Origin of the sequence: Prevotella scopos JCM 17725 (genome assembly GCF_018127785.1) — a bacterium.
Classification (GTDB): Bacteria; Bacteroidota; Bacteroidia; order Bacteroidales; family Bacteroidaceae; genus Prevotella; species Prevotella scopos.
The window spans coordinates 1100620-1123775 of record NZ_CP072389.1 but is presented as its reverse complement, the minus strand read 5'-3'; the positions used below and the strand labels follow the sequence as shown (position 1 = coordinate 1123775).

Here is a 23156-nt window from a genome sequence, read left to right as displayed (position 1 = left end):
GCGATGGCTGCATTTGAAATCAACAAAGGTGTAGGCCGGACGGTAGAGTTCAAGGGCTTAAAGGCACAGTATCTCTTCCTCTTTGCAGGAGGGCTGCTGGCAGTCTTCATTCTTGTGGTCATTCTCTATCTCTGTGGAGTCAGCCAAATTACCTGTCTGGTCATAGGCGTAGTGGGTGCCAGCCTTGTGGTATGGCAAACGTTCACCATGAATAGAAAGTACGGGCAATATGGGCTGATGAAGAAAGGAGCAGTGCGTATGCATCCACGCTACCTTGTAAACCGCCGTACGGTCTGCCACCTTATTCGTAACCTTCAACCAAAGAAAGCGAAGAAATGAGAAATAAAAGCAAGATAACCATCTTGGAGTCGAAGTTTCCACTGCTCTCCGTAGAGCAGGGCTGTATGGTGAGCAAAGATGCAGACATTACGGTTGCTTTCCGTGTGGAACTGCCAGAACTCTTCACCGTCACTTCTACAGAATACGAAGCAATGCACTCTGCTTGGCATAAGGCTATAAAAGTGCTACCCAATTACAGCATCGTACACAAGCAGGACTGGTTCATTAAGGAAGACTATCAAGGAAAGCTCTCCGATGGCGGACTGAGCTTCCTTGCCCGTTCCTCTGAGCGGCACTTCAATGAGCGTCCGTATCTCCACCACTCAGTCTATCTCTTCCTTACCAAGACCAACAAGCAGCGTATGGCGCTGCAAAGCAATTTCTCTTCGCTCTGCCGTGGACACCTGCTGCCTAAGGAAATCACCAACAAGGACGAAGTGATGAAGTTTATGGAAGCCGTAGACCAGTTCGAGCGTATCATCAACGATACCGAGCAAATAAGAATTGTCCGCATGACAGAAGAGGAATTGATAGGTACAAAGGAAAAAGGCGGTCTCTTGGATCGTTATTTCTCCCTCTCGGAAGAAGGACACGCCTCGTTGGAGGACATCCGCTTGGGCGCAGACCTTGTGCGTGTGGGCGACAATATGCTTTGTCTGCATACACTCTCCGACACGGACGACCTGCCTACAACAGTCAGCACGGACAGCCGATACGAGCGATTATCGACCGACCGAAGTGACTGCCGTCTTTCCTTTGCCTCTCCCGTGGGCTTGATGCTGCCGTGCAACCATATCTATAACCAGTATCTCTTCATTGAGGATAGCGACGCCAATCTGGAACGCTTTGAGAAGCAGGCAAGAAATATGCACTCACTGGCACGCTACAGCCGTAGCAACCAAATCAATGAGGAATGGATACAGGAGTATCTCAATATTGCCCACTCACAGGGACTAACCTCTATCCGTGCCCACTTCAATGTATTGGCATGGAGCAGCGATAAGGAAGAACTTCGCCAGATCAAGAATGACGTGGGCTCTGCACTTGCTCTTATGGAATGCCACCCTCGCCACAATACCATTGATGCGGCAACGCTCTACTGGGCGGGTATTCCCGGCAATGCGGCAGACTTTCCTGCAGAAGAGTCATTTTATACTTTCATCGAGCCTGCCCTCTGTTTCTTTACGGCAGAGACGAACTATAAGGACTCACTCTCTCCCTTCGGTATCAAGATGGCAGACCGCCTTTCAGGAAAGCCCGTCCACTTGGATATATCGGATTTGCCGATGAAAAAGGGAGTTATCACTAACCGTAACAAGTTTATCTTGGGACCTTCGGGTAGCGGCAAGTCTTTCTTCACCAACCACATGGTACGTCAGTATTACGAGCAGGGGGCGCACGTCCTCTTGGTCGATACGGGTAACTCATATCAAGGCTTGTGTGAACTTATCCACCGCAAGACCAAAGGTGAGGACGGTGTGTATTTCACCTATACCAATGAAAGTCCGATATCTTTCAACCCTTTTTATACGGATGATTACTTCTTCGATGTAGAGAAAAGGGAGAGTATCTGCACGCTGCTGCTTACACTTTGGAAAAGTGCAGATGAGCATATCACTAAGACCGAGGCTGGTGAACTTGGTTCTGCTGTAAACTCCTATATCGAGTTGATATGTGCAGACCACAGCGTTATACCCTGTTTTAATACCTTCTATGAGTATCTACGGGACGTGTACCGCAAGGATATGGAAAAGCGTGACATCAAGGTAACGCTCTCGGACTTCAATATCAACAACCTCTTAACGACATTGAAGCAATACTATCGTGGTGGTCGATATGATTTCCTGCTGAACTCGGACAAGAACATCGATCTACTCTCTAAACGCTTCATCGTCTTTGAAATTGACCAAGTGAAGGACAACAAAGACCTTTTCCCTGTGGTAACGATTATCATCATGGAAGCCTTCATCAACAAGATGCGCCGATTAAAGGGTATCCGCAAGATGATACTCATTGAGGAAGCGTGGAAAGCCATTGCTTCGGCAAACATGGCAGACTACATCAAGTATCTCTATAAGACGGTGAGAAAATATTTCGGAGAAGCCATTGTCGTAACGCAGGAGGTGGACGACATCATCCAGTCACCCATCGTCAAGGAGAGCATCATCAACAACTCTGACTGCAAGATACTGCTCGACCAGCGCAAGTACATGACCAAGTTCGACGGCATACAGGCGATGCTCGGCTTGTCTGAAAAGGAAAAAAGCCAGATACTCTCCATCAATCAGAACAACGACCCGAACCGACTCTACAAGGAAGTGTGGATAGGGTTGGGTGGTATGCAGAGTGCCGTCTATGCTACGGAAGTAAGCATGGAGGAATACCTGACCTACACCACGGAGGAAACCGAGAAGGTGGAGGTGATGAACAGGGCGGCACAGCTCGGTGGAGATATCGAAACGGCTATCCGTCAGCTTGCCATAGAGAAAAGAAACCACAAAAAGAAATAAGTACAAACCATCAAAACTATAGTAACAATGAAAAAGTACATTTTCATGGCTCTCTTAGGATTGAGCCTTTCTGTTCCCAAAGCCCACGCACAGTGGGTAGTAACCGACCCTGGCAATTTTGCCGGCAACATCGTTAATTCGGTTAAGGAGATAGCAACAGCTTCGAAGACAGTGAAAAACACCCTTGACGGTTTTAAGGAGGTGGAGAAACTCTACAACGACACCAAGAAGTATTACGATGCCCTGAAGAAGGTGAACAACCTCATCGGCGATGCCTACAAGGTCAAGGAGTGCATCCTGATGGTGGGCGACATCTCAGAGATTTACGTCACCTCGTATAAGAAGATGCTTTCGGACAAGAACTTCCGTCCTTCAGAACTCGCGGCGATGGCTTCGGGCTATGCCAAGCTTCTGGAGCAGAGCGGTGAGAGTCTCAAGGAACTAAAGTCTATTGTCAAGAGTAATGTTTTCTCGATGAACGACCATGAACGAATGCAGGCCATCGACCGTATTTATACCACGCTGAGGGAAAACCGCTCGCTTGTATCCTACTACACAAGGAAAAACATATCCGTGAGCTATGTGCGTGCAAGGGAGAAGAACGATCTTGCCTCTGTTAAGGCGCTCTATGGTAATACGGCAAGTAGGTATTGGTAAATCCACAGACTAAAAAAAGAACTTGAAAGAACTTTCATAAAACACACTTTTGCTTATGGATTTTGCCAGTTTACATGAGCTGCTACGCTCAACCTATGATGAGATGATGCCGCTCTGTGCCCAGATGACGGGTATTGCCAAAGGCATTGCAGGCTTGGGTGCACTCTTTTATATTGCCCTTCGGGTATGGGCTTCCATTGCCCGTGCCGAGGCGATAGATGTTTTCCCACTTCTCCGACCTTTTGTCTTAGGCTTTTGTATAATGTTCTTTCCGACAGTCGTACTGGGTACGATGAATGCCGTTCTCTCGCCCGTAGTGCAGGGAACGGAGATGATGGTACACCAGCAGGAGGGAAACCTTGCTGAGCTTACTGCCAAGCGAGACAAGTTGCAAGAGGAAGCCTACCTTAGAAATCCTGAAACAGCCTACCTTGTTTCCAACGAGAAGTTCGATGAGAAGATAGAGGAAATGGGTATCATCGGACCTGAAGATGCCGTGACGATAGCGGGTATGTATGCCGAGCGCGCTGCCTATCAGACCAAGCAATGGATTATGAAGATGGTACACGACCTTTTAGAACTTCTATTCCATGCCGCAGGACTTATCATCGACACGCTGCGCACGTTCATGCTCATCGTCCTTTCCATCCTCGGTCCGATAGTCTTCGGCATTGCCGTATGGGACGGGTTGTCGGGTTCGCTCACGGCTTGGTTCTCACGCTATATCTCTGTCTACCTGTGGCTGCCTGTCAGCTCTATTCTTACGGCATTGCTTACTAAAATACAGGTGCTGATGATAGAGAAGGATATCGAAGCACTCAGTGACCCTAACTACCTACCTGATTCGGGGACGTGGTACTACATCGTCTTCTTCCTTATCGGTATTGTAGGCTACTTCTGTGTACCTACCGTGGCAGGCTGGATTATTGAAGCTGGAGGTGGTATCGGCTCATACGGTCGTAATGTCAACCAGACAGCACAGCATGGTGCGCAAGGCGCATATACTGGTGGCAAGGCTGCTATGGCTGGCGCAGGTGCTGCTGTGGGAAATGTCGGTGGACGTATCAAGGGTGCACTGCTCAAAGGAAAATAGAAATCGAACAACTATGCTTAATTAATCAACAGATATAAAAGAAAAATGGAATTCAAATCACTTGGTAATATCGAGACCTCATTCAGACAGATAAGACTCTATGCCTTTGTCTTTGCCATCGTCTGCGTGGCAGTAAGTGGTTATGCCGTCTATGCCTCGTACAGCTTCGCTAAGGAGCAGAGGGAGAAAATCTATGTGCTTGACCAGGGAAAGTCGCTCATGCTTGCCCTCAGTCAGGATGCAAGCCGTAACCGCCCTGTAGAGGCAAGGGAGCATGTACGTCGTTTCCATGAGCTGTTCTTCACTATCGCACCCGACAAGGATGCCATCGAAAAGAACATGGAGCGTGCCTTTGTGCTGTGTGACAAGTCGGCTTTCAACTATTACAAAGACTTGGCAGAGAAGGGCTATTATAACCGTGCCATATCGGGTAATGTCAATCAGCGCATAGAGGTGGACTCTATCCACTGTAACTTTAATACTTACCCTTATGCGGTAACAACCTATGCAAGGGAGTTTATCGTCCGTCAGAGCAACGTTACAGAGCGCAGTCTTGTTACGACCTGCACGCTGCAGAACTCTGTCCGTTCGGATAACAACCCACAAGGCTTCCTGATGGAGAACTTCCTCGTTAAGGAGAACAGAGACATACAGACTTATAAACGATAAGGCTATGGCAAGGAAAAGAAACTTTTTACTCTCACGTCACTATCTGCGCTTTCACCTATGGCTCCGCCATCGGTGTGAAAGGCTCACGATAAGGCAGAGAAAGGAAATCGTCTATGGGCTGAGTTTCATCTATCTGCTCTGCTCGCTCTGGATGATAGCGCAGTTTTTCCTTCCTCCAAAGAAGGAGAAACTACCCATCCCCACGGGAAAGCTGACGGACAGTCCGATACGGACAGACAGTACTTTACAAGAGTTACACGGCAATTTTTATCTACAACATCATCAAACAATCAAAGAAAATGGATAATAAACAGAAAGAACAAATGAAGAAAGGCTTGGTCTTCGGAGGATTAGGACTGCTGTTTGCCCTCTCGATGTGGTTTATCTTCGCACCATCGGGCAAGGATAAGATCACAGCAGAGCAGGGACTCAATGACAGCATCCCGCAGGCAACGACAGAAAAGCTCACTGAAAACAAGCTCAAAGCCTACGAATTAGGCGACAAGGCACACGAGGAGGAACAGACCCGCGAGGAGATGGGCAGACTATCGGACTATTTCACCCAGAACACTGCTCCATCAGAGGAACAGCGTGCAGAGACGACTGCTTCTACGGCAAAGATAGAAAACTCCATGCATCGCTATGAAGAGAATAATCGGCTCTTGAACTCCTTTTACGCTCCCGATCCACACGAGCAGGAGCGTGAAGCCTTGCGCTCGGAGATTGATAATCTAAAGAAAGAACTATCTCAAAAGGATACTAAGGAGGACAATGAAGAGAAACGGCAGCTTGCCTTGATGGAAAAGAGCTATCAGATGGCAGCGAAGTATCTTCCTAAAGCATCAACTCCACCTACCCTCAATAATGGTCTGACGGCAGGAAAGGAGAAGTCGGAAGACACTGTAGGTGGCTCTGAAGCCACTAAGGGCAAGACCATGCAGAAGGAAAATCCTGTAATGGAGGTGCTGCCAGAGCGTAGGCAGTTAGTATCTTCACTTGACCAACCTATGAGCGATGTGTACTTTATGGAGGAATACGGCAAAAAGGCTCGCAACTTGGGTTTCCATTCGCTTACCAGTAGTTCTCCATCTTTAATGCGCAATACGCTGAAAGTCGTAGTGGACAGAACGAGCACGCTCAAGGAGGGGGACAATGTCGTACTCCGTCTGCTTGAAAGTGCCAAAGTGCAGGGCTTGCACATCCCACGTCAAAGCCGACTCATAGCAGTCGCCAAGATAGAAGGCAATCGTATGCACCTGCTTATCAAAAGCATAGAGGTGGACGGACATATCATAGCCGTCAAACTCTCGGCGTACGACACGGACGGACAAGAGGGCGTATATATACCCGGTTCGGAGGATATCAATGCGCTTAAGGAAGTTGGGGCGAACATAGGTGGTTCAATGGGAACATCCTTTACCTTCGCTTCCTCTGCCAAAGACCAAATAATCTCAGAGGCTGCCCGTGGGGTGATGCAGGGTGCAAGTCAGCTGCTTCAGAAGAAACTGCGCACCGTCAAGGTAACGCTTAAGGGTGGCTACCGCCTTTTCTTGGTTCAGTCCAAATAAAACAATCAAAAATGATAAGTAAAAAATAACATCAAATAAAAAAGGAACAATGAAGAAAATTATTTTATCAATGGCTATGCTTGCCATGGTGGGAGCAACAGCCACAGCACAGGAAGACAATGATGGTCTGACACCGAGCCGTCCGCTTACTTCGGGAGAGCTCTTTCAAGGTATGAGCCGTGCCATTCCAACAGGGCGTGTCGTACTGCCGTATGGTCTTGACGTTACCTTTGACAAGACTGTGCATCTTATCTTCCCTTCTGCTATCCGCTATGTAGACTTAGGTTCGCAGAATATCATCGCAGGAAAGGCGGAGGATGCAGAGAACGTACTGCGTGTAAAGGCTTCGGTGAAGGACTTTGAGACGGAAACCAATATGAGTGTCATCTGTGAGGACGGCTCTTTCTATGCTTTCAATGTAAAGTATGCCGATGAGCCGGAGAAGCTCAGCATAGAGATGAAGGACTTTCTTTCTACGACAGAAGGCAGGCTGCCAAGCAATCGCTCTGATATTTACTTTAAGGAACTCGGCAACGAGTCGCCCGTATTAGTAAAGTTGATGATGCAGACCATCTACCAGAATGACAGACGCAGCATTAAGCACATTGGTGCACAGCAGTTCGGTATGAAGTTCCTGCTTCGTGGCTTATATGCCCATAACGGCTTGCTGTATTTCCACACCCGTATGGAAAACGGCACGAATATGCCGTACTCAGTAGATTTTATCACCTTTAAGGTGGTGGATAAGAAGATGGCAAAGCGTACCGCTATACAAGAACAGGTGATTCAGCCACTTCGTGCCTACCATCAGGTGATGCAGGTGCGTGGCATGGGTAGTGAACACACTGTGTTTGCGCTCGAACAGTTTTCTCTTGCAGAAGACAAGCAGCTTGAAGTGACGCTCTATGAGAGAAATGGCGGTCGTACGCTGACTTTTTATGTGACAGCAGAAGACCTGCAGCTGGCAAAGAAGATTGATAACCTCAAACTGAAATGGTAATGAAGAAGAACAATATCATTCTGACAGTATGCGTTGCGGTGGCCATGACTTTCAGTCTGCCATCGCAGGCACAACGACTGATACCCAAGCAAAGGGGAATAGAGGTCGTAGGGAGTGTTCCACTTATCAAAGGAGAAAAATTTCTTGCAGCTGACAATTTCGGTATAGGAGTATCACTCACCCGCTATCTGGGGCGTGAGAACTATACCTTTGTGGGAGTTGAGTATGAACAGCAGAATATGCCGTACAGAAGTTATGACGTAAAACTCAAAGATGCACTCTTGCACTTGGGCTATATGCACCCTGTTCTCTCCGACAGAGGCAAGAACATATTTCTCTATGGTGGTATATCCGCCTTGGGTGGCTATGAGCAACTGAACGAGGACAAGAAGTTGCTGCCCGATGGGGCGACACTGCTCGACCGTTCCCACTTTGTCTATGGCGGTGCTGTGCATGGCTCGGTGGAAGTGTTTTTAACAGACAGGGTTCTCTTTCTTGTAAAGGCACAGGGACGTTTCCTCTTTGGAACGGACGTGCATCGTTTCCGTCCGGCTGTTTCTGCAGGGCTAAGGTTTAACTTTTAAGTAGAAGAAAAGATGAAGAAGATATTGAATACGATTTGGGTAATGGGTGTACTGACCCTTGCCGTGTTTTGCCTATCTGCTTGTGATAGGGATTTGGATGTTCAACAGTCTTATCCGTTTACGCTGGAGACAATGCCGGTTCAGAAGGACATCATAAGGGGGCAGACGGCTGAGATACGCTGCACGCTGAAGCGGGGCGGTGAGTTTGCTGACACTCGCTATACGATACGTTATTTCCAGTCTGATGGTAAGGGCTTGCTAAGAAATGATAATGGTACGGTATTCAAGCCGAACGACCGCTATCCGCTGACGAAAGATGTGTTCCGCTTATACTACACTTCTCTGTCATCTGATCGCCAGACAATTGATGTATATGTGGAGGATAACTTCGGCAGGGTTCAGCAGCTAAACTTTAGTTTTAACAACGAGCGAGAAGAGGGCAAAGATAAGCCTGCATCTTCTCGCCACTAATAACATAATGGATGCGAACGATAAATTCTTTCATTTTACTTTGTATATTCTGCCTGTTCTGTCAGCCGACCCTTGCTCAGCGCAGGGTGCGGCTGGCAGACTTGCCACCTTTTGAGCGTGCAGTAGTTGTTGTAAAGTACTTTGAGGGTATGCACAGCTGGAAGAATTATCCGTATGTTGGATATGGGCATCAGCTGCAACGGGGAGAGCACTACACGGCAGATATGACGGAACGGCAAGCAGACTCATTGCTCCGTGCCGACTTATGGAAATGCTTTGAACACTTTAAAGGCTATGGTAAGGATGCCCTGCTGCTCAGCCTACTTGCCTATAACGTGGGTGTGGGGAGATTGCTTGGTTATGGTAAGCATCCCAAGAGCCGATTATTACAAAAGATTGAGGCAGGAGACAGAAATATCTATCGTGAGTATGTTTCGTTCTGCAAATACAAGGGACAAGTTTTGAAAGGATTGGTCAAGCGCAGACAGGTGGAGTTTACCCTATTCTTTATTCCTTGATTTTCCAATCAATCTTCCTGTTTGTTTAATCAACTTGCGAGTGAGTTTTATTCCCGTTTTTCGTATTTGTCACTATTAATAAGTAACTTTGTAGAAATTTTAATTAATGAGAAATGCGATGGCTACACTTCATATAATTGGCAATGGCTTTGACATTCATCATGGCATAGCTTCTTTGTATAGTGATTTTAGAGAATATGCATGGGAACATTCTGGCTCAGATGGGTATTGGTTAGGGCAGTTAGAAACGTGTTATCCCACGAAGAATAAAAAAAATGGAGAACTAGAACTATGGTGTGACCTTGAATATGCTTTAGGAAATATTGATTTTCAGAACGCATTCGATGAATCGACAGAAGATATTGAATTGGAGGAAGACCATGAAATGCGGTTTCAAGCTCAAATGGAGGACGCCCCCAAATATCACCTAGAAATGATGTTCGAGGCTTTCCATGGTATATTTGAAGAGTGGGTTAATCAAATAGATATAGATGCTCAGCCTGTAGTCTTGCCACATTTTGACAGAAATGGCATGTTTCTATCTTTCAACTATACCGAAACATTGGAGACCCTTTACAGAATTCCAAAGGCACAAATCAATTATATACATGGAAGGCGAAACTGTAATCAAGGATTAGTTGTTGGGCATATAAACAACCTTAATGGAAATGATTTCCTTTCAGAAGATCCAATGATTTATGAATATGAGGCATACGATAATATTGCTGAAGTTGTAAATGAGCAGCAGAAAAATATTTCTGAAATAATTAGCGACAATGCTAAGTACTGGAGCAGTTTAACCAATATAGATAAAATCGTCATTTACGGACACTCTTTATCTGATATTGATTTAGATTATTTTGTAGAGATAGCTAAACATGTCACACCAGATGTTCAGTGGTTCTTTTCCATTTATTATAATAATCCACAAGAGCGTGACAAAGAAATTTCGAGAGTAAAAGACTTTATCTCGAAGTTAAAACTTGATGCTTCAAATTGTCAAACGTTTACTCTGTAATTAAACCTATAATGCAATTCTTGCGACTTTCTTTTGCTTCTTTGCTTTGGTCGCCTGCTTGTTCAAAGACAAAGAAAAGAAGCCACGCAAATTTTCGGTTTGCGTGGCTCTTGGTATATTTTGGATGCCATTCCTATACCTTTGTTATTCTATCTATCTTTTTATCCGGATGAATGTCAAACGCCCAATTCACCTCCCCATCGGGCAAGATGCTGTGAATGCTTCCACCCATAACCAACCCACAATTTTGCAGGACTTTCTGCCGTGCTTCTTCTTTGTTCTCCGCAACCACATCAAACACTCCCTCGAAGATGTATTGCGTCCGAACTCTGTAAGCTTTCTTCTTCATAATCTTAAAATTCAACTTTTAATAATCTGTATTCCTTTGGCTCTCCATTGGATAATTTGCGGTGTTTAAGCCAAAAATGATGCGCACCATAACCGTATGCAAAGAACTTATCAAGTTCAGTTTCTTCGGCTATTTTGTTGATAGCCGACCTTAACTCCTCTTTGTTGTCGGATAGAGTTATTGCGTTGATAACCCTAATGAGAATATGCGGTATCTCATTCGCATAGTTGTAGATGATGTTCTCAATCTCTGTTTTCATATCTCTGATAATTTAATGGTTCATACTTTATGCCGTTGCTTTCATTCTTCGGCTTATAAGACCTCGATTGGCATTGACAAGGTTTACTATCTGCTCGTGGTATTCTGTATTCTTGTTGCACACTCCACGACTTTGTACCACTTCCAAAGTTCGTAAAGACATTTCAATGGTTTCTATTCTCTTGCCTTCAATGGTAGCCGAAAGGATAAGGGAGTCTTCCTTAAGGTAGTATGCATTAGAAAATACGCAATGGTGCATTGATACACCTTCTTCTAAATGTTCCTGCACGCTCTCTAATACGTGGACTTGAATAGTGCCATCTGTAAAACAGATACCAAAAAACTTGGATTTGAGTTCCTTGAAACGCTTTTCGTCTTCCATTGCCTTCTGCTGCTTCTGTTCTATCTCCTCCCTTTCACGCAATCTGAGAAGTTCCTCGTGTCTGCGGTCGTGTTCGCCTTTAAGGTCTGTGGGGCATAAATATTTTGGATTATGAATATCCTTTCCTAATCTTCTAAGTGTATCTACATAATCATTCCAAAGAGAAATGTCTGCTATCTCATAGCCGTTACGGACTGCAATTTTGTAGGACTGCCATAGTTCCTCAAAAGTCCTCCTGTTACCAAGAAAGTAACGTAAATGGTCTGTGCTACCTGCCTTTAGCAATGTTTCCACACGGCTGTCTGTAAGTAATGCAGGAATAAACTTAGTAGGCACGATGCCATAGAAATTATCCTTAAAACCATTTCTACGAAGTATGTCTGTAACCTTGAACTTCGGATATATCGGTGAGTAGGCAATATGCTGGTAGGCTTCATTATCGTTGCGTATCGCCATAGGACTATAATAGGAAAAGGTATCAACATAGTGTCCCAATACCCTCTGTATGGCAACCACTGCTTTTCGTCCCTGCATATTCCACCAATATTGCCCAATCTCAATTATAGACGTCTGTGCTTTGTAACCTTTCTCCATACCCACAATAAGTAGGAACATACGTAATACTTGAAACTCTCCACAAGTGGTAAGTAGGGTGAAATACTGCTTCTGCTGCAACTTGCGCTCGTATGTTTCCTTGACCTGCAACTTTGCCCTGCAATGAGGGCAAGTACAAGTTTCTCTCTGTTTGTTTATTACCCAACTATGCCCACAATCCATACAAGTGGTGCGACCTTTGGGCAAGCGGTAGGCAAAGTGGTCTATGCACTCACGGAATGCCCACTTGTCTTGTGTCTTGGTTATTGGGCGAAGATGCTTGCTTTGTTCTAAAACCGCCTTCTCAAATTTGTTTCTCGGTTTCATAGGCTTAAAAATCGAATAGTGATGGTTGTACTTGGGATGCTATGTTCTCGGTCTTTTTCACTCGTGCGTTACGGCTCTGTAACTTGGCAAGTTCCTCACGCTGATATTGCTTAATGGCTTCCTGCCTTGCTTCGGCTTTTTCTTCCTCTGTGAGTTCTACAATGTGATTAACGGCAACTTGGCAAGAAATAGCCTTACCCACCTCAATATCGTCTTCATCATAGTAGTGAACAGCCATAGAGAAGATTTCATCATCATCAAAGCCGTTGCAACCGCTTTTCTGCACTTCATTAAGAATGTAGGTGATGCACTCCTCGATATTCTTGTTCGGTTTCATCAAGTTAGGGGCAAATAAGGGGTCTGCCATAGCACGCTGATTGAGATACTCGGCTATTGTTCGTGTGAAATGTTCTGTTCCTTTCATTGTCGTATATGTTTTGATGTTGTTAATACTTGGGAATTTCTACTATTTGATTGATGCGTCCATATAGGTAGGCTCTTAGGCTTGTTCTATCGGGTGCGTAATACTCTATCCATTGTCCGTACTGATTGACAAGATATTTCTTCAGTACATCAAAGAAGTCAAAGCGATAGCCTTGTAGGGGAACGGCTGTGCGGAAATAGGTGTTTGAGTTCACCGCCTCACATAGCCAATTCTTTTCCTCACGGCTCATACACTCGCCACGATTGAGTTTCACACGCAGGAGATATACTTTGCTATTACAAAGGCTCTCCAAAGGGAGTACGTCCCATTGTACAAACTTAATTGCCAACACTTGCTCACTTTTTTCAGCCACAGGGTTAATGCGGTAATGAGAGGAGGAGCTATATCCTTTTCTGTTCATCGAAGATGTTGTATTTACTTTTTGCTTATCCATAGCGACATTTTTTTTATGCGTCCAAAGATCGGAGTATGCTGATTCCTTTTTGTAGCAAAATCAAGGTAGCGGGGCAGGCTTACACAAGGTTTTGGCGGAAAATACTACCCGTAGGTGTGGAGATTTTCCAGACAAACCAAGTGGCACAGACCTTTTGAAAGCCACCAGCCCCGTACTACCTTTGCGGATAAAAAGGGAACAGCATCCGTCTTCTTGTCATCGCATATCGTGGAGCATTGGAAAGGAAGCGAAAGTGCAACGCTCGTAGTGGAAAATAGAAAAGGTGGCTATCTCAATATGCGAGATAACCACCTGATGAAATAGTATGAAAGGTTTTACAGAGCTATGCTTCTCAAAGCACGCATAGTAGGAGGGCACAGAGAATAGCCAACCAAAATAGAATGCTCAGCAGCGTAATTGTCACTTTTAGAATTACCCTGACTATAAAACGTAGCATCAGAAAGCCTGCAATGACAGAGACGGCGGTTACGACTTGCGGCGTTACCACCTTCGAGATAAGCCAAATGACACCGATAACAACGGAAAGCAGGGTAGTGAGTTCGATGAAGCGTGTCCAAGAGAAGCGGCGGACTTGCTTGGGAGAAATCGACTGCTGCTTGATATTATCGGTTTTATTCGATGCGTCTGCCTTGATGAAGGCAGGTGTGTGAACGTCTTGATTCATGATGATTGTATTCATATCGGAGCTTTTAATAGTTCAAGAGCAATAACAAGATATTCTGCCTCACAAAGCCAAGTGTTTGCTTAAACTCTTGGTGTGTGGGGAAGAATAGTTATCTTGGCTCTTGACACTACAAAAGCTCCCGATGGTGTTACATCAAGTCATGTTCTCACTATTGACGGTTGGCAGACCATTAACCTCGATGATCAGAACGATTGTCCCTGTCAGTTCGGTGTAGAGTTTCTCATACTCCGGACTTGCGCCAAAATCGTCTGTCAGCTCATACTTGTCGAAAACACTTTGCACAGCCTTATTCTTCAGAAGTATTGGTGTTAGTCTTTCAGGAAGAGGAGAAGGAAGTTCTTTCTCGAACTCATTCTCCAAGACAGACACAAGCGTGTCGTACTTGGAAAAGTGCAGTCCTTGATACAGAACTTCGCTTGCCATTACCTCTGCTTCTGGGTAAGAAAAACCTTGTGCTATAGCATCGCAGTAAGTTGTCAATGCTTCGTCTGCGCGAGCAGTTATAAACGTATTTTCATTCACTCTCTCTGGAAAATGCTCTCCGAGATACGCTTCCAACTTCAAACGGAAGTAGGAAAGTTCTTTCTTTGTTGTTGTCATAATCTTCTTGGTTTAGGGTTGTACATTATTTTGAGTTGATGCCCATAGCAACATTGAACTTGTCTAACTTGCCAGCCAGCTGTTCCATATCGTGTTCTATCTTCTTGTTGGTTATACGGGCATAAATTTGTGTCGTTTTAATGTTGGTATGCCCCAGCATCTTCGACACACTTTCCATAGGAACGCCCTTGCTGAGCGACATGGTCGCAAATGTATGGCGAGCCATGTGGAAAGTAAGATTTTTGACAATACCGCAAATATCAGCTATTTCTTTTAGATAAGCATTCATTTTTTGATTACTTAGTACAGGAAACAGTTTTCCTTCACGATAAGTATTATTGTTATATTTAGCTATAATCTGCTTTGGAATATCAAGAAGAAGAATATAAGATTCTACATTCGTCTTCTGTCTCTTCGTCATAATCCACTGTTTATCGTCCATACTAACTAAATGTTCTGGTGTGAGATTGGCAACATCTATGTATGATAGCCCTGTGAAACATGAGAAAATGAATATATCACGGACAAGAGATAAACGAGGTATCGTAAGTTTTTTATTCACAATTTTGAGAATTTCTTCATCAGTGAGAAATCCTCTGTCGACAAGCTCCAAGTGAAAATGATAATTAGCAAACGGATCATGGTGCAGCACACCCAATTTCCGACCTAAAATGGTTATTGTCTTAAAAATCTTCATTGTCTTTGTTGCTGTGTTACGACATTGCCCGGCAACTGTTTGAAGATAAAGGTCAAAATCATAGATGACTGTATAATTTAATTCACACAACTTTATATCTGTCCGACCATATTTCTGCTTCAGGAACTCTGCAAAGTGACGCTTGCATAATTCATACTTTCGCAAAGTAGTAGCAGATACAGAAACTCCTACTTGCTTTCGGAAGTCTTCATTATGCTTCTCGAAAAGAGCCATAAACGTATCTATGTCCCCTTTCTTTCCTAAAAACTCTTCTTTGATTCGTTCCAAACACAAATCATCAGAAAACTCCAAACGTCGGAAGATATTAAGCAACCCAGTACTGATATTATCGAGTTGCAAATTCGTCCTCAGGACTTCAGTTGTTCGACCCTTGAGACGTTCTTTGTCAATATCCCAAAGAGACTTCAAAACAGAGATCCCCGTTGATCCAATCGAGAGACGCTCATTATTGAGATAGATTCTCAACATCACAGGATTCTTCCCTTCTTTGTTCACATAATTACTTCTAAGATAGAATGTTGACTTAAAATTTGACTTCATAAATACTTGTTTTTAATTGTAGCCATAGTATGGATTTTGTGTAGCCAAAACTAAAAAGTTGTGTAGCCATTTGTATCCACAACCATGCTGCAAAGTTCAACATAATTTTCAAATGATGAGCAATTCTTACGTACTCTTGATGTACTCTGTAGCCACTCTTGGCTACAATTTTTGAAATTCAAGAATTTCTGTAGCTGAATTGTAGCCGTTGTGGAGTATTTTGGGATATTTTTGTGTATCTACACATACTCCGAAAAGAGGAAGTGATACAAAACAAAAGTATCATAACTCCTTGAAGTTATGATACTTACGATTTTCTTTAGAAAACTCTGATACTATTTTCAGAGTACTTAAAGCGGTGCGTACGAGACTCGAACTCGTGACCTCCTGCGTGACAGGCAGGCATTCTAACCAACTGAACTAACGCACCATGCATTACAGATTCGGGCTTCAGCGGTGCGTACGAGACTCGAACTCGTGACCTCCTGCGTGACAGGCAGGCATTCTAACCAACTGAACTAACGCACCAAAATGGATTAATAAAACCCTTTTTCTGTTTTGCGAGTGCAAAGATAGGAATAAAAATTTATTCCACCAAATTATTTATCCTTTTTCTATAAAAAGTTGCATTATCCGTGCATCTTTGTATTTTCCGTCACAATAAAGCCAATCCTTTAAGATACTTCCATTTGTAAATCCTATCGAGGATAGACAACGGATAGAAACCTCATTATCAACGTCAACGACAGCATAGATTTGTTTCAGATGTAAGCCGTGGTGCGTATAGTCGATTAAGGCTGAGATTGCCGCATGGGCATAGCCTTGTTGGCGGAAAGGTTTCATGATGATGATTCCCATTTCAGCTCGCTGGTGTTTCGGGTCGAAGTTGACAAGGTCTATAATGCCAATAACCTCCTGCTCCCGATTCTCAATCATCATGCGTAGTTGGCCATCAATATAGATGTCGTTTTTCGCATCAGCAATGTAATTATGCAGGGCATAACGGCTATAAGGAACATTCGTTGCGCTGATGTTCCACAGACTACGGTCGTTCTCAATATGATAAAGCATATCGAGATCTTCTGGCTCCATCGCTCTCAGTCTGACTTGCACATGCTGTTTCTTTTCCATAGCTTAATCTCCTATCACTTCCGTCATGGTGATGACTCTGTTTTCCTTTCTATAGTAGAATCCAATGTGAATGTTCTGTATGGGTTGTAGAGAGAAGACGTTCAGAATGTCTTGAAAACTGAATAAGTCGGTGTCATAGACGATGCAGTAGGTCTTGTTCTTTCCTCCATATTGTTGTATCAAGGCTGTATGCAAGTTCTCCAAATCGTATTTACCCGGTGTTCGAAATTCTGCCTTTAAGGCATTGTTAGTTGCAAGCTGTTGGCAATGCTGCACTGCCTCTTCACTGATTGCAAATATATAATGTGGAATTGATGCTGCATCAGAATTGCAGAACCCCAACTTTTTCCTCGTTGCAAGCAGGGTTGTTCCTATCAATGCACCCATGGCTTTCATATAGATAGCTGTCTTAATCGGCAATCGCCACAAGGCATTCATTCCTCTATAATGCTTGCGGAAGAAGATGAACATGGCATCATAGAAGACATGAACATATCGGAAGCTTGACTTCTGTGTGCTTTCGCCCTTATAGTGCAGGATACGCACAGGAAGATACCAGTTCTCGAAGCCGCCTTTCAGCAGTCGATAGCTGAGGTCGACATCCTCGCCATACATAAAGAAATCCTCGTCTAAGAGTCCAATCTTGTCCAATGCCGACTTACGCAGGAAGCAGTAAGCACCGCTAATCACCTCAATCTTGCCTGGTACGTCCCACGACAAACTACCCATATAATAATGTGCAAAACGATTGCTCTGTGGGAAGTGCTTGCAAAGTCCTATCATTTTATAGAACGAAACCACGGGAGAGGGCAAGCCACGACGGCTTTCTAAGGCTCGTTCGCCGAGGTGGGTAAGCATCTGTACGCCATGTCCTCCAGCCGTTAGGTGGCTATCCATAAAGTCGATAGACGAGTGGATAACCTCCTCGCCGACAACCGTGTCGGGATTTAATAGCAAGACATATTCGCCCTTACTTTGCCGAATTGCAATATTATTGCCACACGCAAAGCCTAAGTTATGCGCACTGGCAATGAAATGAACATCAGGGAAACGGCTGCGAAGATAGGCTACGGAGCCGTCATGTGAATGGTTGTCAACCACAAATACCTCTGCTTCAACGCCTTTCAAAGCGCGCTGAAGACTCTCAAGACACTGTTGGAGATAATATTTTACGTTATAATTAACGATGACAACGCTCAGTTTCATTTATGCTTGTTCTGAATTATCCATAGAACATTCATGCTCGCAACGCTTCTTGTTTGGGAATACGAAGAATAAGCTCAACGCTAAGATGACAGCAAGATAGAAGAAACTTACGCTATCCCCGAAGGCATAATAGAAGAAGGTGTTGAGTATCATCGGAACGCAAAGCATCATCATTCGCACGCTACCCCAGAAGAGAAGCTTGCGACTGACGTGGCTTTCGTCGGTATGCAAGTCGGAACGTACGTAGCCAATCTTGAAAAGGAAGAGTGCAAGTGGGATGGCAGCGAGGGTCAGCAACTGCATGAGAAACTGCACAGTCACCATGTTGCTGCTTTCAGCATCAGCCCAACCACCGGGCAAAATCAGGTTAAGTTCATACACCGCAATGATGAGCAGTGTAATAATGCAAGAGCTAATTAGCTCTGTAAGAAGTACTTTTCTTGTTTTATCCATAGTCATGATTAAGATTCAAAAGGTGTTCGGTTCAGAATACTTCTGCCCAACGTCACCTCATCAGTATATTCAAGTTCGTCGCCAACAGAGATACCTCGTGCGATAACCGACAGTTTCACGCCTGTGTCTTTCAGCTTGCGGGAGATATAAAAGTTGGTTGTGTCGCCCTCCATCGTACTGGCAAGGGCAAGGATGATTTCCTTCACCGTACCCTCTTCCACACGCTCTACGAGCGATTCAATCTCTAAGTCGTGCGGTCCGATACCGTCCATAGGAGAGATGATACCCCCCAAAACGTGGTATAATCCATGGAACTGCTGGGTATTCTCAATCGCCATGACGTCCTGAATGTTCTCTACCACACAAACCACCGAGCCATCTCGGCGTGGGTCAGAACAGATAGAACAAACCTCATTATCAGAAATGTTATGGCAAACCTTGCAATACTTCACATCGTGTTTCACACGTATGACAGCATCCGCAAAGCTATCCACGTCTTCTGTTGACTGGCGTAGCAGATGCAAAACAAGGCGCAGAGCGGTCTTACGCCCCACACCTGGCAACTGTGAGAAAGCCTCTACGGCACGTTCTAAGAGTTGAGAAGGGTATTGTTGCATTTAAAATTAATTCTCGTAGGCTGGAGATAATCGAAAGGAGGGTTACACTTGTAATCCTCTTTTTTATTCTATATAGTCGATTAGGACAATAGCTTTGATTTTGAGAGATATAGGGACACACCCAGAAAGTGCATCCCTATACAGACAGCCAGTCCTTAAAATAATATCTGTTGCTTCCTCTTGATTAATCATCAAAGAGGTAGATGCCGAGACCAACCTTCAAGCCCACTGTCGAATAGTTATGTGTCTTGAATGACTGGTCATAGTAAAGCGCAGGCTCAATTGTCACCGAACGGTTGATGAAGAAGGCATAACCCACCTCAACACCCGGCATCAGGTCGTTATAATTATGGTTGGCATGGAGAAGCTTCACACCCGCACCCAAGTAGAGTCCGTTCTGTGTGATATAATAACGTCCACCAACACCTACGCTGATATGGTCGGCAACAGCCTCAGAGCCATTGTGTGCCGCATCGAATGTAGCAAGTACCATGAGGTTATCCCAAGGGAAGTAACCCGCCTTAGCCTGCACACCAATATTCATGCCGTCCTGACCATTATAGTGCAAGTCGAGTCCTGTCAGGGAAGCACCTAAGTAGCCCTTACCCTCCTGAAACTGCGCAAATGCACCGATGCTCACTACCATTGCTGCAACGAGCAGCATAAATCTTTTTATCATAGCAATATTTACGATATAAATAATAATTTAGGATTGACAAGTAATACCATAGGTTTTATGTCAATAATCTTAAGACAAAGGTAAGGATAATATTTGGAATGAGGAAAAAATTGACATTCTTTATAAAATAGATGGGGACACCAAGGCTTTTGCCTATCATTTCATAGCAAGCAAATTCAGTTCCATTGTCAGTTGTAATAGACTTGACATACTCTTTGAATGGAGATGGCAAATGTATTACAGTGCGTGCCAACTCTTTGCATTTCTTTATTTAATATTACGACTTTCTTCTATTAGTTTTTCTTTTGATGGTAATTTTTCTACGTTAAGGATAAAGGCTATTTTCTCATCATATATTAAAGTTAAATATCCTTTATGTTCCCATTCTTTTAATACAGGAAGTATTCTTTCCCTTTCTGTATATATAATTGGAGGAAAGCCATCCCATGTCCAGATAGGACTATATGCAAATGGATCATGACAAATATAAGTTGCCAATACACGAATAATTTTTATTCTCTTCATATTATTTTAATGTTATTGTTCTACCTGTTTTCAAGTTCACCATTCTCATCAATCATTATTTGAAATTCAGGCTCTCTTCTATTAGTTTTTCTTTTGATGGTAATTTCTCTGGAATAAAAGAAAAAGCAATCTCGTTATCTTCTATTAATTTTATATATCCATTTTCCTGCCATTTCAACAAAATGGGTCTAATTCTTTCATAATTATTTCGAATATTTTTATTTAGCACATCTAATAAATTCCAATCAACAATTGGAGACATCAAATAAATATTATCGTGATAAATATAATTTATTATTATTAATAATAATCTACTACGTTTCATAACTCATGTGTTATTTGAAGGTTATGACTTCTCCTGTTTTTAGATTTGTCATTCTTGTTAATTTAATTTTAGATTGTATTATAAATTGCGTCTACTTTCTTACCGCTTCGTATTTTAAGCGATTCAGTTGAATGTGTTGAAGGGTCTATAGTTTCTTAGTCCATGTATTATTTATTGGTTCTTTTATCAAGCTATTTGCTTACTCATAAGTGTATTAAAAGCAAAAGTTCCACCTTGGTACGCATTTAAAAGAGGCGTGGTGGAAACTGTCACGACAAAGATAGTTCTTTTATTTTAATCTTGCAAGTCTTTAGAGTAAATCTTTGAAAATCATTGGAAAAGGTAAATTAAAGTATGAATAGAAAAGCTATTGTTCTCTGGTTTAAAAGTGTTTGTAAACTATTTTCACTCATCTCAAAACCAATACATGCTCTTTAGGGGTCTAAAAGATGCTCTTTTGGCTTACAAAAGGTGCCCTTTAAGGTTCTTACTGACTATGCCTAAATTTACTTCACACTTTTCTGGTTATTGTTACTAAATTGGTTTACACATTTTTTACTTGCTTCCTGAACAGCTTTACACCCCCATGGAAACTTTACTGATTCGCTTTACATAGTCATAAATCTTGACAATGAAGTCTGAACGTGTGTAGCACATGTTCAAAGTTAGTATTTTTCCTTCAACTTACAAAATTTAATACCATGAAACGCACAGAAACCCTTATGCTACATTGCAGTGCTTTTCTCTCATTTGTCTTGGCGTAAGCATGCCGTTGCTCATATGGGGTCTCTTATTGTTGTAGAAGTCTATGATACCAGCAATAGTGCATCGTGCATCATCGAGGTTCTTCGGTCGTTTCATGTGGTAGAGCCACTCTTGCTTTATTATTCCGTTCACTCTTTCGGCGATTGCATTATCTGTAGGGTTGTAGTCTTCAGTCATGCTTATGCCCGAGTGTATACTCTCCAGCCTTGCCACGTAGGCGTTGCTGCAGTATTGAACCCCACGATCAGAGTGGTGCGTCATCAGCGAGAGATTCATACCCTGTGAATGTTCTATTGCCATGTCTAGGGCAGCAAGCGTATTGACAGCCTGCAGACTGTCAGAAAGCTTCCATCCGATTATCTCATGAGTGAATGCATCGGTTATGAGGTGAAGATAGACCACACCATCCTCAGTATCTATATATGTGATGTCTGCTACCCAGAGTTGTGCAGGACGTGTAAGAACCATTCCTTTTGCCGTGTTCTTATACTTGAAATAGTTGTGATTGGAGTTCGTGGTGTGGCGACATCTGGATGGCTTCAGCATAAGGTGATGCTTGTGCATTAGCTGGTAGAACCTGTCGCGCCCAAGCATTAAGCCAGGATAGATATCCATAAGCATGTGCAAAAGTTTCTTTGCACCTATTCGAGGAGCATCTGCACGAACATCCATTACTGCACGTACGACAATTTTCTCAGTAAGTTTACGATGCTCCCTCTTCTCTTTACTCACAGAGTAATAGCCTTCACGAGTCTTGCCAAACAGTCCACTCAGCAGCCCAATTGATAAACAAGGGTTGCTGACTCGAAGGCTGTCTACTGCTTGGCGCCAGCTTTTTTTAGCAAATCCTCACCATATTCCTTACTGCTTATCTCTATGACTTTCATCAAACCTTGATTGCGAAGTTCAGAATACTCCAAAGCTTTCTTCAAATTCGATACTTGTTCTTCAAGCTCTTCCTCACGAGTTAGAGGGACTTTCTCCATAGCTTTCTTACTACGCATAGCTTTTACTTTAGTAATAATATCATGCGACAAAGATAGCTTTTTTTCATCTAAATCATACTTTTTTTGCCATTGATAAAAGCTGGCACTATTAATGCCGTACTTACGACAGATGAAATTAATTGACACTTCTGATGAGTAATACTCACGAAGTAAAGTGAGAATAAAGTCCTCACTGAATGTTCTGTGTTTAGAATGTTTACTTCCCATTTTGAATTTTAAATGTTAAAATGATGTGAAGTAAATCTGCTATAAGACATACTAACGCCCTTTTGAACCCTTACTAAGCACCTTTTGAAATGCAGTTTCACAAACGCTTGATAACGAACAATTTATACGAGTATTGCTGACGCTCGTTTTTAGCCTTGTTATCGGAAATTTTTCAGCTTGTTTTGTAAATAAAATTCCAATGCTTCAAGTGGCAAAGTTTCAAAGACACTTTTGTCACAAGGAGAGAAAAACCGCATATTCATCGGAAAGAAAGAGGGGGTAATTTCAATGAAGAAAGCAGATTTTATCACTCCTCATTCAGCATAAACCGCTTTTTGGCATGGATTTAACGTGTATTTCGTCACATTATATTAAAAAACGAACAGAAGTCATCTGCCATACGAAATAATTTAGTAATTTTGCCCTCGGTGGCTATTGTGGTTTCTGTTTGTAGTTCTTTAA

At 43.3% G+C, this 23156-nt stretch carries 29 protein-coding genes, 2 tRNA genes and 1 pseudogene; 12 read left to right on the top strand and 20 right to left on the bottom strand.

Features of this window, described 5'->3' with window-relative positions:
• Positions 1 to 3: 3 nt before the first annotated feature.
• The 12 genes from J4856_RS04350 (at position 4) to J4856_RS04295 (ending at position 10427) form a co-directional block, all read left to right on the top strand.
• Positions 4 to 339: a DUF4133 domain-containing protein gene (locus J4856_RS04350; protein WP_006046155.1), complete on the top strand. Its 336-nt coding sequence runs from the start codon at positions 4 to 6 to the stop codon at positions 337 to 339.
• Positions 336 to 2849: a TraG family conjugative transposon ATPase gene (locus J4856_RS04345; RefSeq protein WP_025836918.1), complete on the top strand. Its 2514-nt coding sequence runs from the start codon at positions 336 to 338 to the stop codon at positions 2847 to 2849. The genes J4856_RS04350 and J4856_RS04345 overlap by 4 nt, the downstream gene beginning before the upstream one ends.
• 27 nt (positions 2850 to 2876) lie before the next feature.
• Positions 2877 to 3506: a DUF4141 domain-containing protein gene (locus J4856_RS04340; RefSeq protein WP_018968337.1), complete on the top strand. Its 630-nt coding sequence runs from the start codon at positions 2877 to 2879 to the stop codon at positions 3504 to 3506.
• Between the two features lie 55 nt (positions 3507 to 3561).
• Positions 3562 to 4599 (top strand): conjugative transposon protein TraJ, encoded by a 1038-nt coding sequence (gene traJ, locus J4856_RS04335; protein WP_025836917.1) that lies wholly within the window; start codon positions 3562 to 3564, stop codon positions 4597 to 4599.
• A gap of 45 nt (positions 4600 to 4644) precedes the next feature.
• Complete coding sequence (traK, locus tag J4856_RS04330; protein ID WP_004353758.1) at positions 4645 to 5268, top strand: conjugative transposon protein TraK; 624 nt, start codon at positions 4645 to 4647, stop codon at positions 5266 to 5268.
• A gap of 4 nt (positions 5269 to 5272) precedes the next feature.
• Positions 5273 to 5575: a hypothetical protein gene (locus J4856_RS04325; protein WP_004353772.1), complete on the top strand. Its 303-nt coding sequence runs from the start codon at positions 5273 to 5275 to the stop codon at positions 5573 to 5575.
• The gene (traM, locus tag J4856_RS04320; protein WP_065367932.1) at positions 5568 to 6836 is read left to right on the top strand and encodes a conjugative transposon protein TraM; all 1269 of its coding nucleotides are present in this window, start codon (positions 5568 to 5570) and stop codon (positions 6834 to 6836) included. The genes J4856_RS04325 and traM overlap by 8 nt, the downstream gene beginning before the upstream one ends.
• Positions 6837 to 6885: 49 nt before the next feature.
• A complete protein-coding gene (gene traN / locus J4856_RS04315; protein ID WP_025836912.1) occupies positions 6886 to 7836 on the top strand; it encodes a conjugative transposon protein TraN in 951 nt (316 codons plus the stop codon).
• Positions 7830 to 8420, top strand: coding sequence for a conjugal transfer protein TraO (locus J4856_RS04310; protein ID WP_025836910.1), 591 nt, complete (start codon positions 7830 to 7832; stop codon positions 8418 to 8420). Before traN ends, J4856_RS04310 begins: the two co-directional genes overlap by 7 nt.
• A 12-nt stretch (positions 8421 to 8432) precedes the next feature.
• Positions 8433 to 8891, top strand: a complete 459-nt coding sequence (locus J4856_RS04305; RefSeq protein ID WP_025836909.1) for a DUF3872 domain-containing protein — start codon at positions 8433 to 8435, stop codon at positions 8889 to 8891.
• 11 nt (positions 8892 to 8902) lie between these two features.
• Positions 8903 to 9409 (top strand): glycoside hydrolase family protein, encoded by a 507-nt coding sequence (locus J4856_RS04300; protein WP_025836907.1) that lies wholly within the window; start codon positions 8903 to 8905, stop codon positions 9407 to 9409.
• Between the two features lie 106 nt (positions 9410 to 9515).
• On the top strand, positions 9516 to 10427 hold the full coding sequence (locus J4856_RS04295) for a bacteriophage abortive infection AbiH family protein (protein WP_249117976.1): 912 nt from the start codon (positions 9516 to 9518) through the stop codon (positions 10425 to 10427).
• A 133-nt stretch (positions 10428 to 10560) separates the two neighbouring features.
• Here J4856_RS04295 and J4856_RS04290 read toward each other — a convergent pair whose 3' ends face one another.
• The 20 genes and pseudogenes from J4856_RS04290 to J4856_RS04200 form a co-directional block, all read right to left on the bottom strand.
• A complete protein-coding gene (locus tag J4856_RS04290; RefSeq protein WP_025836903.1) occupies positions 10561 to 10776 on the bottom strand; it encodes a hypothetical protein in 216 nt (71 codons plus the stop codon).
• Positions 10777 to 10780: 4 nt separating this feature from the next.
• A complete protein-coding gene (locus J4856_RS04285) occupies positions 10781 to 11035 on the bottom strand; it encodes a hypothetical protein (protein WP_025836901.1) in 255 nt (84 codons plus the stop codon).
• 27 nt (positions 11036 to 11062) lie between these two features.
• Entirely contained in the window at positions 11063 to 12337 is a 1275-nt protein-coding gene (locus J4856_RS04280; protein ID WP_065367931.1) for a PcfJ domain-containing protein, read from the bottom strand.
• 4 nt (positions 12338 to 12341) lie between these two features.
• Positions 12342 to 12761, bottom strand: a complete 420-nt coding sequence (locus tag J4856_RS04275; RefSeq protein WP_025836899.1) for a PcfK-like family protein — start codon at positions 12759 to 12761, stop codon at positions 12342 to 12344.
• Positions 12762 to 12783: 22 nt separating this feature from the next.
• Positions 12784 to 13215: a hypothetical protein gene (locus J4856_RS04270; protein ID WP_065367930.1), complete on the bottom strand. Its 432-nt coding sequence runs from the start codon at positions 13213 to 13215 to the stop codon at positions 12784 to 12786.
• A gap of 352 nt (positions 13216 to 13567) precedes the next feature.
• Positions 13568 to 13915 carry a hypothetical protein gene (locus J4856_RS04265; protein WP_025836896.1) on the bottom strand — a complete coding sequence of 116 codons (348 nt, stop codon included), beginning with the start codon at positions 13913 to 13915 and terminating at the stop codon, positions 13568 to 13570.
• Between the two features lie 138 nt (positions 13916 to 14053).
• The gene (locus J4856_RS04260) at positions 14054 to 14521 is read right to left on the bottom strand and encodes a DUF1896 domain-containing protein (protein ID WP_025836895.1); all 468 of its coding nucleotides are present in this window, start codon (positions 14519 to 14521) and stop codon (positions 14054 to 14056) included.
• 25 nt (positions 14522 to 14546) lie between these two features.
• A complete protein-coding gene (locus J4856_RS04255) occupies positions 14547 to 15779 on the bottom strand; it encodes a site-specific integrase (protein ID WP_025836893.1) in 1233 nt (410 codons plus the stop codon).
• Between the two features lie 356 nt (positions 15780 to 16135).
• Positions 16136 to 16209 (bottom strand) — tRNA-Asp (locus tag J4856_RS04250).
• Between the two features lie 24 nt (positions 16210 to 16233).
• Positions 16234 to 16307: transfer RNA gene (locus J4856_RS04245), tRNA-Asp, on the bottom strand.
• Positions 16308 to 16382: 75 nt separating this feature from the next.
• Positions 16383 to 16910: a GNAT family N-acetyltransferase gene (locus J4856_RS04240; RefSeq protein WP_025839988.1), complete on the bottom strand. Its 528-nt coding sequence runs from the start codon at positions 16908 to 16910 to the stop codon at positions 16383 to 16385.
• Between the two features lie 3 nt (positions 16911 to 16913).
• Positions 16914 to 18116: a glycosyltransferase family 2 protein gene (locus J4856_RS04235; RefSeq protein WP_025839989.1), complete on the bottom strand. Its 1203-nt coding sequence runs from the start codon at positions 18114 to 18116 to the stop codon at positions 16914 to 16916.
• Positions 18117 to 18569 (bottom strand): hypothetical protein, encoded by a 453-nt coding sequence (locus tag J4856_RS04230; RefSeq protein ID WP_025839990.1) that lies wholly within the window; start codon positions 18567 to 18569, stop codon positions 18117 to 18119. It abuts the gene before it with no gap.
• Positions 18570 to 18577: 8 nt separating this feature from the next.
• Positions 18578 to 19186 (bottom strand): recombination mediator RecR, encoded by a 609-nt coding sequence (gene recR, locus J4856_RS04225; RefSeq protein ID WP_025839991.1) that lies wholly within the window; start codon positions 19184 to 19186, stop codon positions 18578 to 18580.
• 184 nt (positions 19187 to 19370) lie between these two features.
• Positions 19371 to 19850: an outer membrane beta-barrel protein gene (locus J4856_RS04220; protein WP_025839992.1), complete on the bottom strand. Its 480-nt coding sequence runs from the start codon at positions 19848 to 19850 to the stop codon at positions 19371 to 19373.
• 139 nt (positions 19851 to 19989) lie between these two features.
• Positions 19990 to 20133: pseudogene (locus tag J4856_RS13395) on the bottom strand (IS30 family transposase); the annotation flags it as partial.
• Positions 20133 to 20390 carry a hypothetical protein gene (locus J4856_RS04215; protein ID WP_025839993.1) on the bottom strand — a complete coding sequence of 86 codons (258 nt, stop codon included), beginning with the start codon at positions 20388 to 20390 and terminating at the stop codon, positions 20133 to 20135. The gene J4856_RS04215 and the pseudogene J4856_RS13395, both read right to left, overlap by 1 nt.
• A gap of 55 nt (positions 20391 to 20445) precedes the next feature.
• Positions 20446 to 20715, bottom strand: coding sequence for a peptidase (locus J4856_RS04210; RefSeq protein ID WP_227950369.1), 270 nt, complete (start codon positions 20713 to 20715; stop codon positions 20446 to 20448).
• A 720-nt stretch (positions 20716 to 21435) separates the two neighbouring features.
• On the bottom strand, positions 21436 to 22212 hold the full coding sequence (locus J4856_RS04205) for an IS3 family transposase (protein WP_025840004.1): 777 nt from the start codon (positions 22210 to 22212) through the stop codon (positions 21436 to 21438).
• 83 nt (positions 22213 to 22295) lie between these two features.
• Positions 22296 to 22694 carry a transposase gene (locus J4856_RS04200; RefSeq protein ID WP_025840005.1) on the bottom strand — a complete coding sequence of 133 codons (399 nt, stop codon included), beginning with the start codon at positions 22692 to 22694 and terminating at the stop codon, positions 22296 to 22298.
• Between the last annotated feature and the right edge of the window lie 462 nt (positions 22695 to 23156).

What these genes read in the sequence shown, in the direction of transcription:
- J4856_RS04350 (WP_006046155.1), top strand. Translation starts at nt 4, where the DNA reads ATGGCTGCATTTGAAATCAACAAAGGTGTAGGCCGGACGGTAGAGTTC.
- J4856_RS04235 (WP_025839989.1), bottom strand. Translation starts at nt 18,116, where the DNA reads ATGAAACTGAGCGTTGTCATCGTTAATTATAACGTAAAATATTATCTC.
- J4856_RS04280 (WP_065367931.1), bottom strand. Translation starts at nt 12,337, where the DNA reads ATGAAACCGAGAAACAAATTTGAGAAGGCGGTTTTAGAACAAAGCAAG.
- traM (WP_065367932.1), top strand. Translation starts at nt 5,568, where the DNA reads ATGGATAATAAACAGAAAGAACAAATGAAGAAAGGCTTGGTCTTCGGA.
- J4856_RS04210 (WP_227950369.1), bottom strand. Translation starts at nt 20,715, where the DNA reads ATGAAACGTAGTAGATTATTATTAATAATAATAAATTATATTTATCAC.
- traK (WP_004353758.1), top strand. Translation starts at nt 4,645, where the DNA reads ATGGAATTCAAATCACTTGGTAATATCGAGACCTCATTCAGACAGATA.
- J4856_RS04215 (WP_025839993.1), bottom strand. Translation starts at nt 20,390, where the DNA reads ATGAAGAGAATAAAAATTATTCGTGTATTGGCAACTTATATTTGTCAT.
- J4856_RS04290 (WP_025836903.1), bottom strand. Translation starts at nt 10,776, where the DNA reads ATGAAGAAGAAAGCTTACAGAGTTCGGACGCAATACATCTTCGAGGGA.
- J4856_RS04240 (WP_025839988.1), bottom strand. Translation starts at nt 16,910, where the DNA reads ATGGAAAAGAAACAGCATGTGCAAGTCAGACTGAGAGCGATGGAGCCA.
- J4856_RS04270 (WP_065367930.1), bottom strand. Translation starts at nt 13,215, where the DNA reads ATGGATAAGCAAAAAGTAAATACAACATCTTCGATGAACAGAAAAGGA.
- J4856_RS04305 (WP_025836909.1), top strand. Translation starts at nt 8,433, where the DNA reads ATGAAGAAGATATTGAATACGATTTGGGTAATGGGTGTACTGACCCTT.
- J4856_RS04230 (WP_025839990.1), bottom strand. Translation starts at nt 18,569, where the DNA reads ATGGATAAAACAAGAAAAGTACTTCTTACAGAGCTAATTAGCTCTTGC.
- recR (WP_025839991.1), bottom strand. Translation starts at nt 19,186, where the DNA reads ATGCAACAATACCCTTCTCAACTCTTAGAACGTGCCGTAGAGGCTTTC.
- traJ (WP_025836917.1), top strand. Translation starts at nt 3,562, where the DNA reads ATGGATTTTGCCAGTTTACATGAGCTGCTACGCTCAACCTATGATGAG.
- J4856_RS04295 (WP_249117976.1), top strand. Translation starts at nt 9,516, where the DNA reads ATGAGAAATGCGATGGCTACACTTCATATAATTGGCAATGGCTTTGAC.
- J4856_RS04255 (WP_025836893.1), bottom strand. Translation starts at nt 15,779, where the DNA reads ATGAAGTCAAATTTTAAGTCAACATTCTATCTTAGAAGTAATTATGTG.
- J4856_RS04265 (WP_025836896.1), bottom strand. Translation starts at nt 13,915, where the DNA reads ATGAATACAATCATCATGAATCAAGACGTTCACACACCTGCCTTCATC.
- J4856_RS04345 (WP_025836918.1), top strand. Translation starts at nt 336, where the DNA reads ATGAGAAATAAAAGCAAGATAACCATCTTGGAGTCGAAGTTTCCACTG.
- J4856_RS04340 (WP_018968337.1), top strand. Translation starts at nt 2,877, where the DNA reads ATGAAAAAGTACATTTTCATGGCTCTCTTAGGATTGAGCCTTTCTGTT.
- J4856_RS04325 (WP_004353772.1), top strand. Translation starts at nt 5,273, where the DNA reads ATGGCAAGGAAAAGAAACTTTTTACTCTCACGTCACTATCTGCGCTTT.
- J4856_RS04310 (WP_025836910.1), top strand. Translation starts at nt 7,830, where the DNA reads ATGGTAATGAAGAAGAACAATATCATTCTGACAGTATGCGTTGCGGTG.
- traN (WP_025836912.1), top strand. Translation starts at nt 6,886, where the DNA reads ATGAAGAAAATTATTTTATCAATGGCTATGCTTGCCATGGTGGGAGCA.
- J4856_RS04285 (WP_025836901.1), bottom strand. Translation starts at nt 11,035, where the DNA reads ATGAAAACAGAGATTGAGAACATCATCTACAACTATGCGAATGAGATA.
- J4856_RS04300 (WP_025836907.1), top strand. Translation starts at nt 8,903, where the DNA reads ATGCGAACGATAAATTCTTTCATTTTACTTTGTATATTCTGCCTGTTC.
- J4856_RS04275 (WP_025836899.1), bottom strand. Translation starts at nt 12,761, where the DNA reads ATGAAAGGAACAGAACATTTCACACGAACAATAGCCGAGTATCTCAAT.
- J4856_RS04260 (WP_025836895.1), bottom strand. Translation starts at nt 14,521, where the DNA reads ATGACAACAACAAAGAAAGAACTTTCCTACTTCCGTTTGAAGTTGGAA.
- J4856_RS04200 (WP_025840005.1), bottom strand. Translation starts at nt 22,694, where the DNA reads ATGGGAAGTAAACATTCTAAACACAGAACATTCAGTGAGGACTTTATT.
- J4856_RS04220 (WP_025839992.1), bottom strand. Translation starts at nt 19,850, where the DNA reads ATGCTGCTCGTTGCAGCAATGGTAGTGAGCATCGGTGCATTTGCGCAG.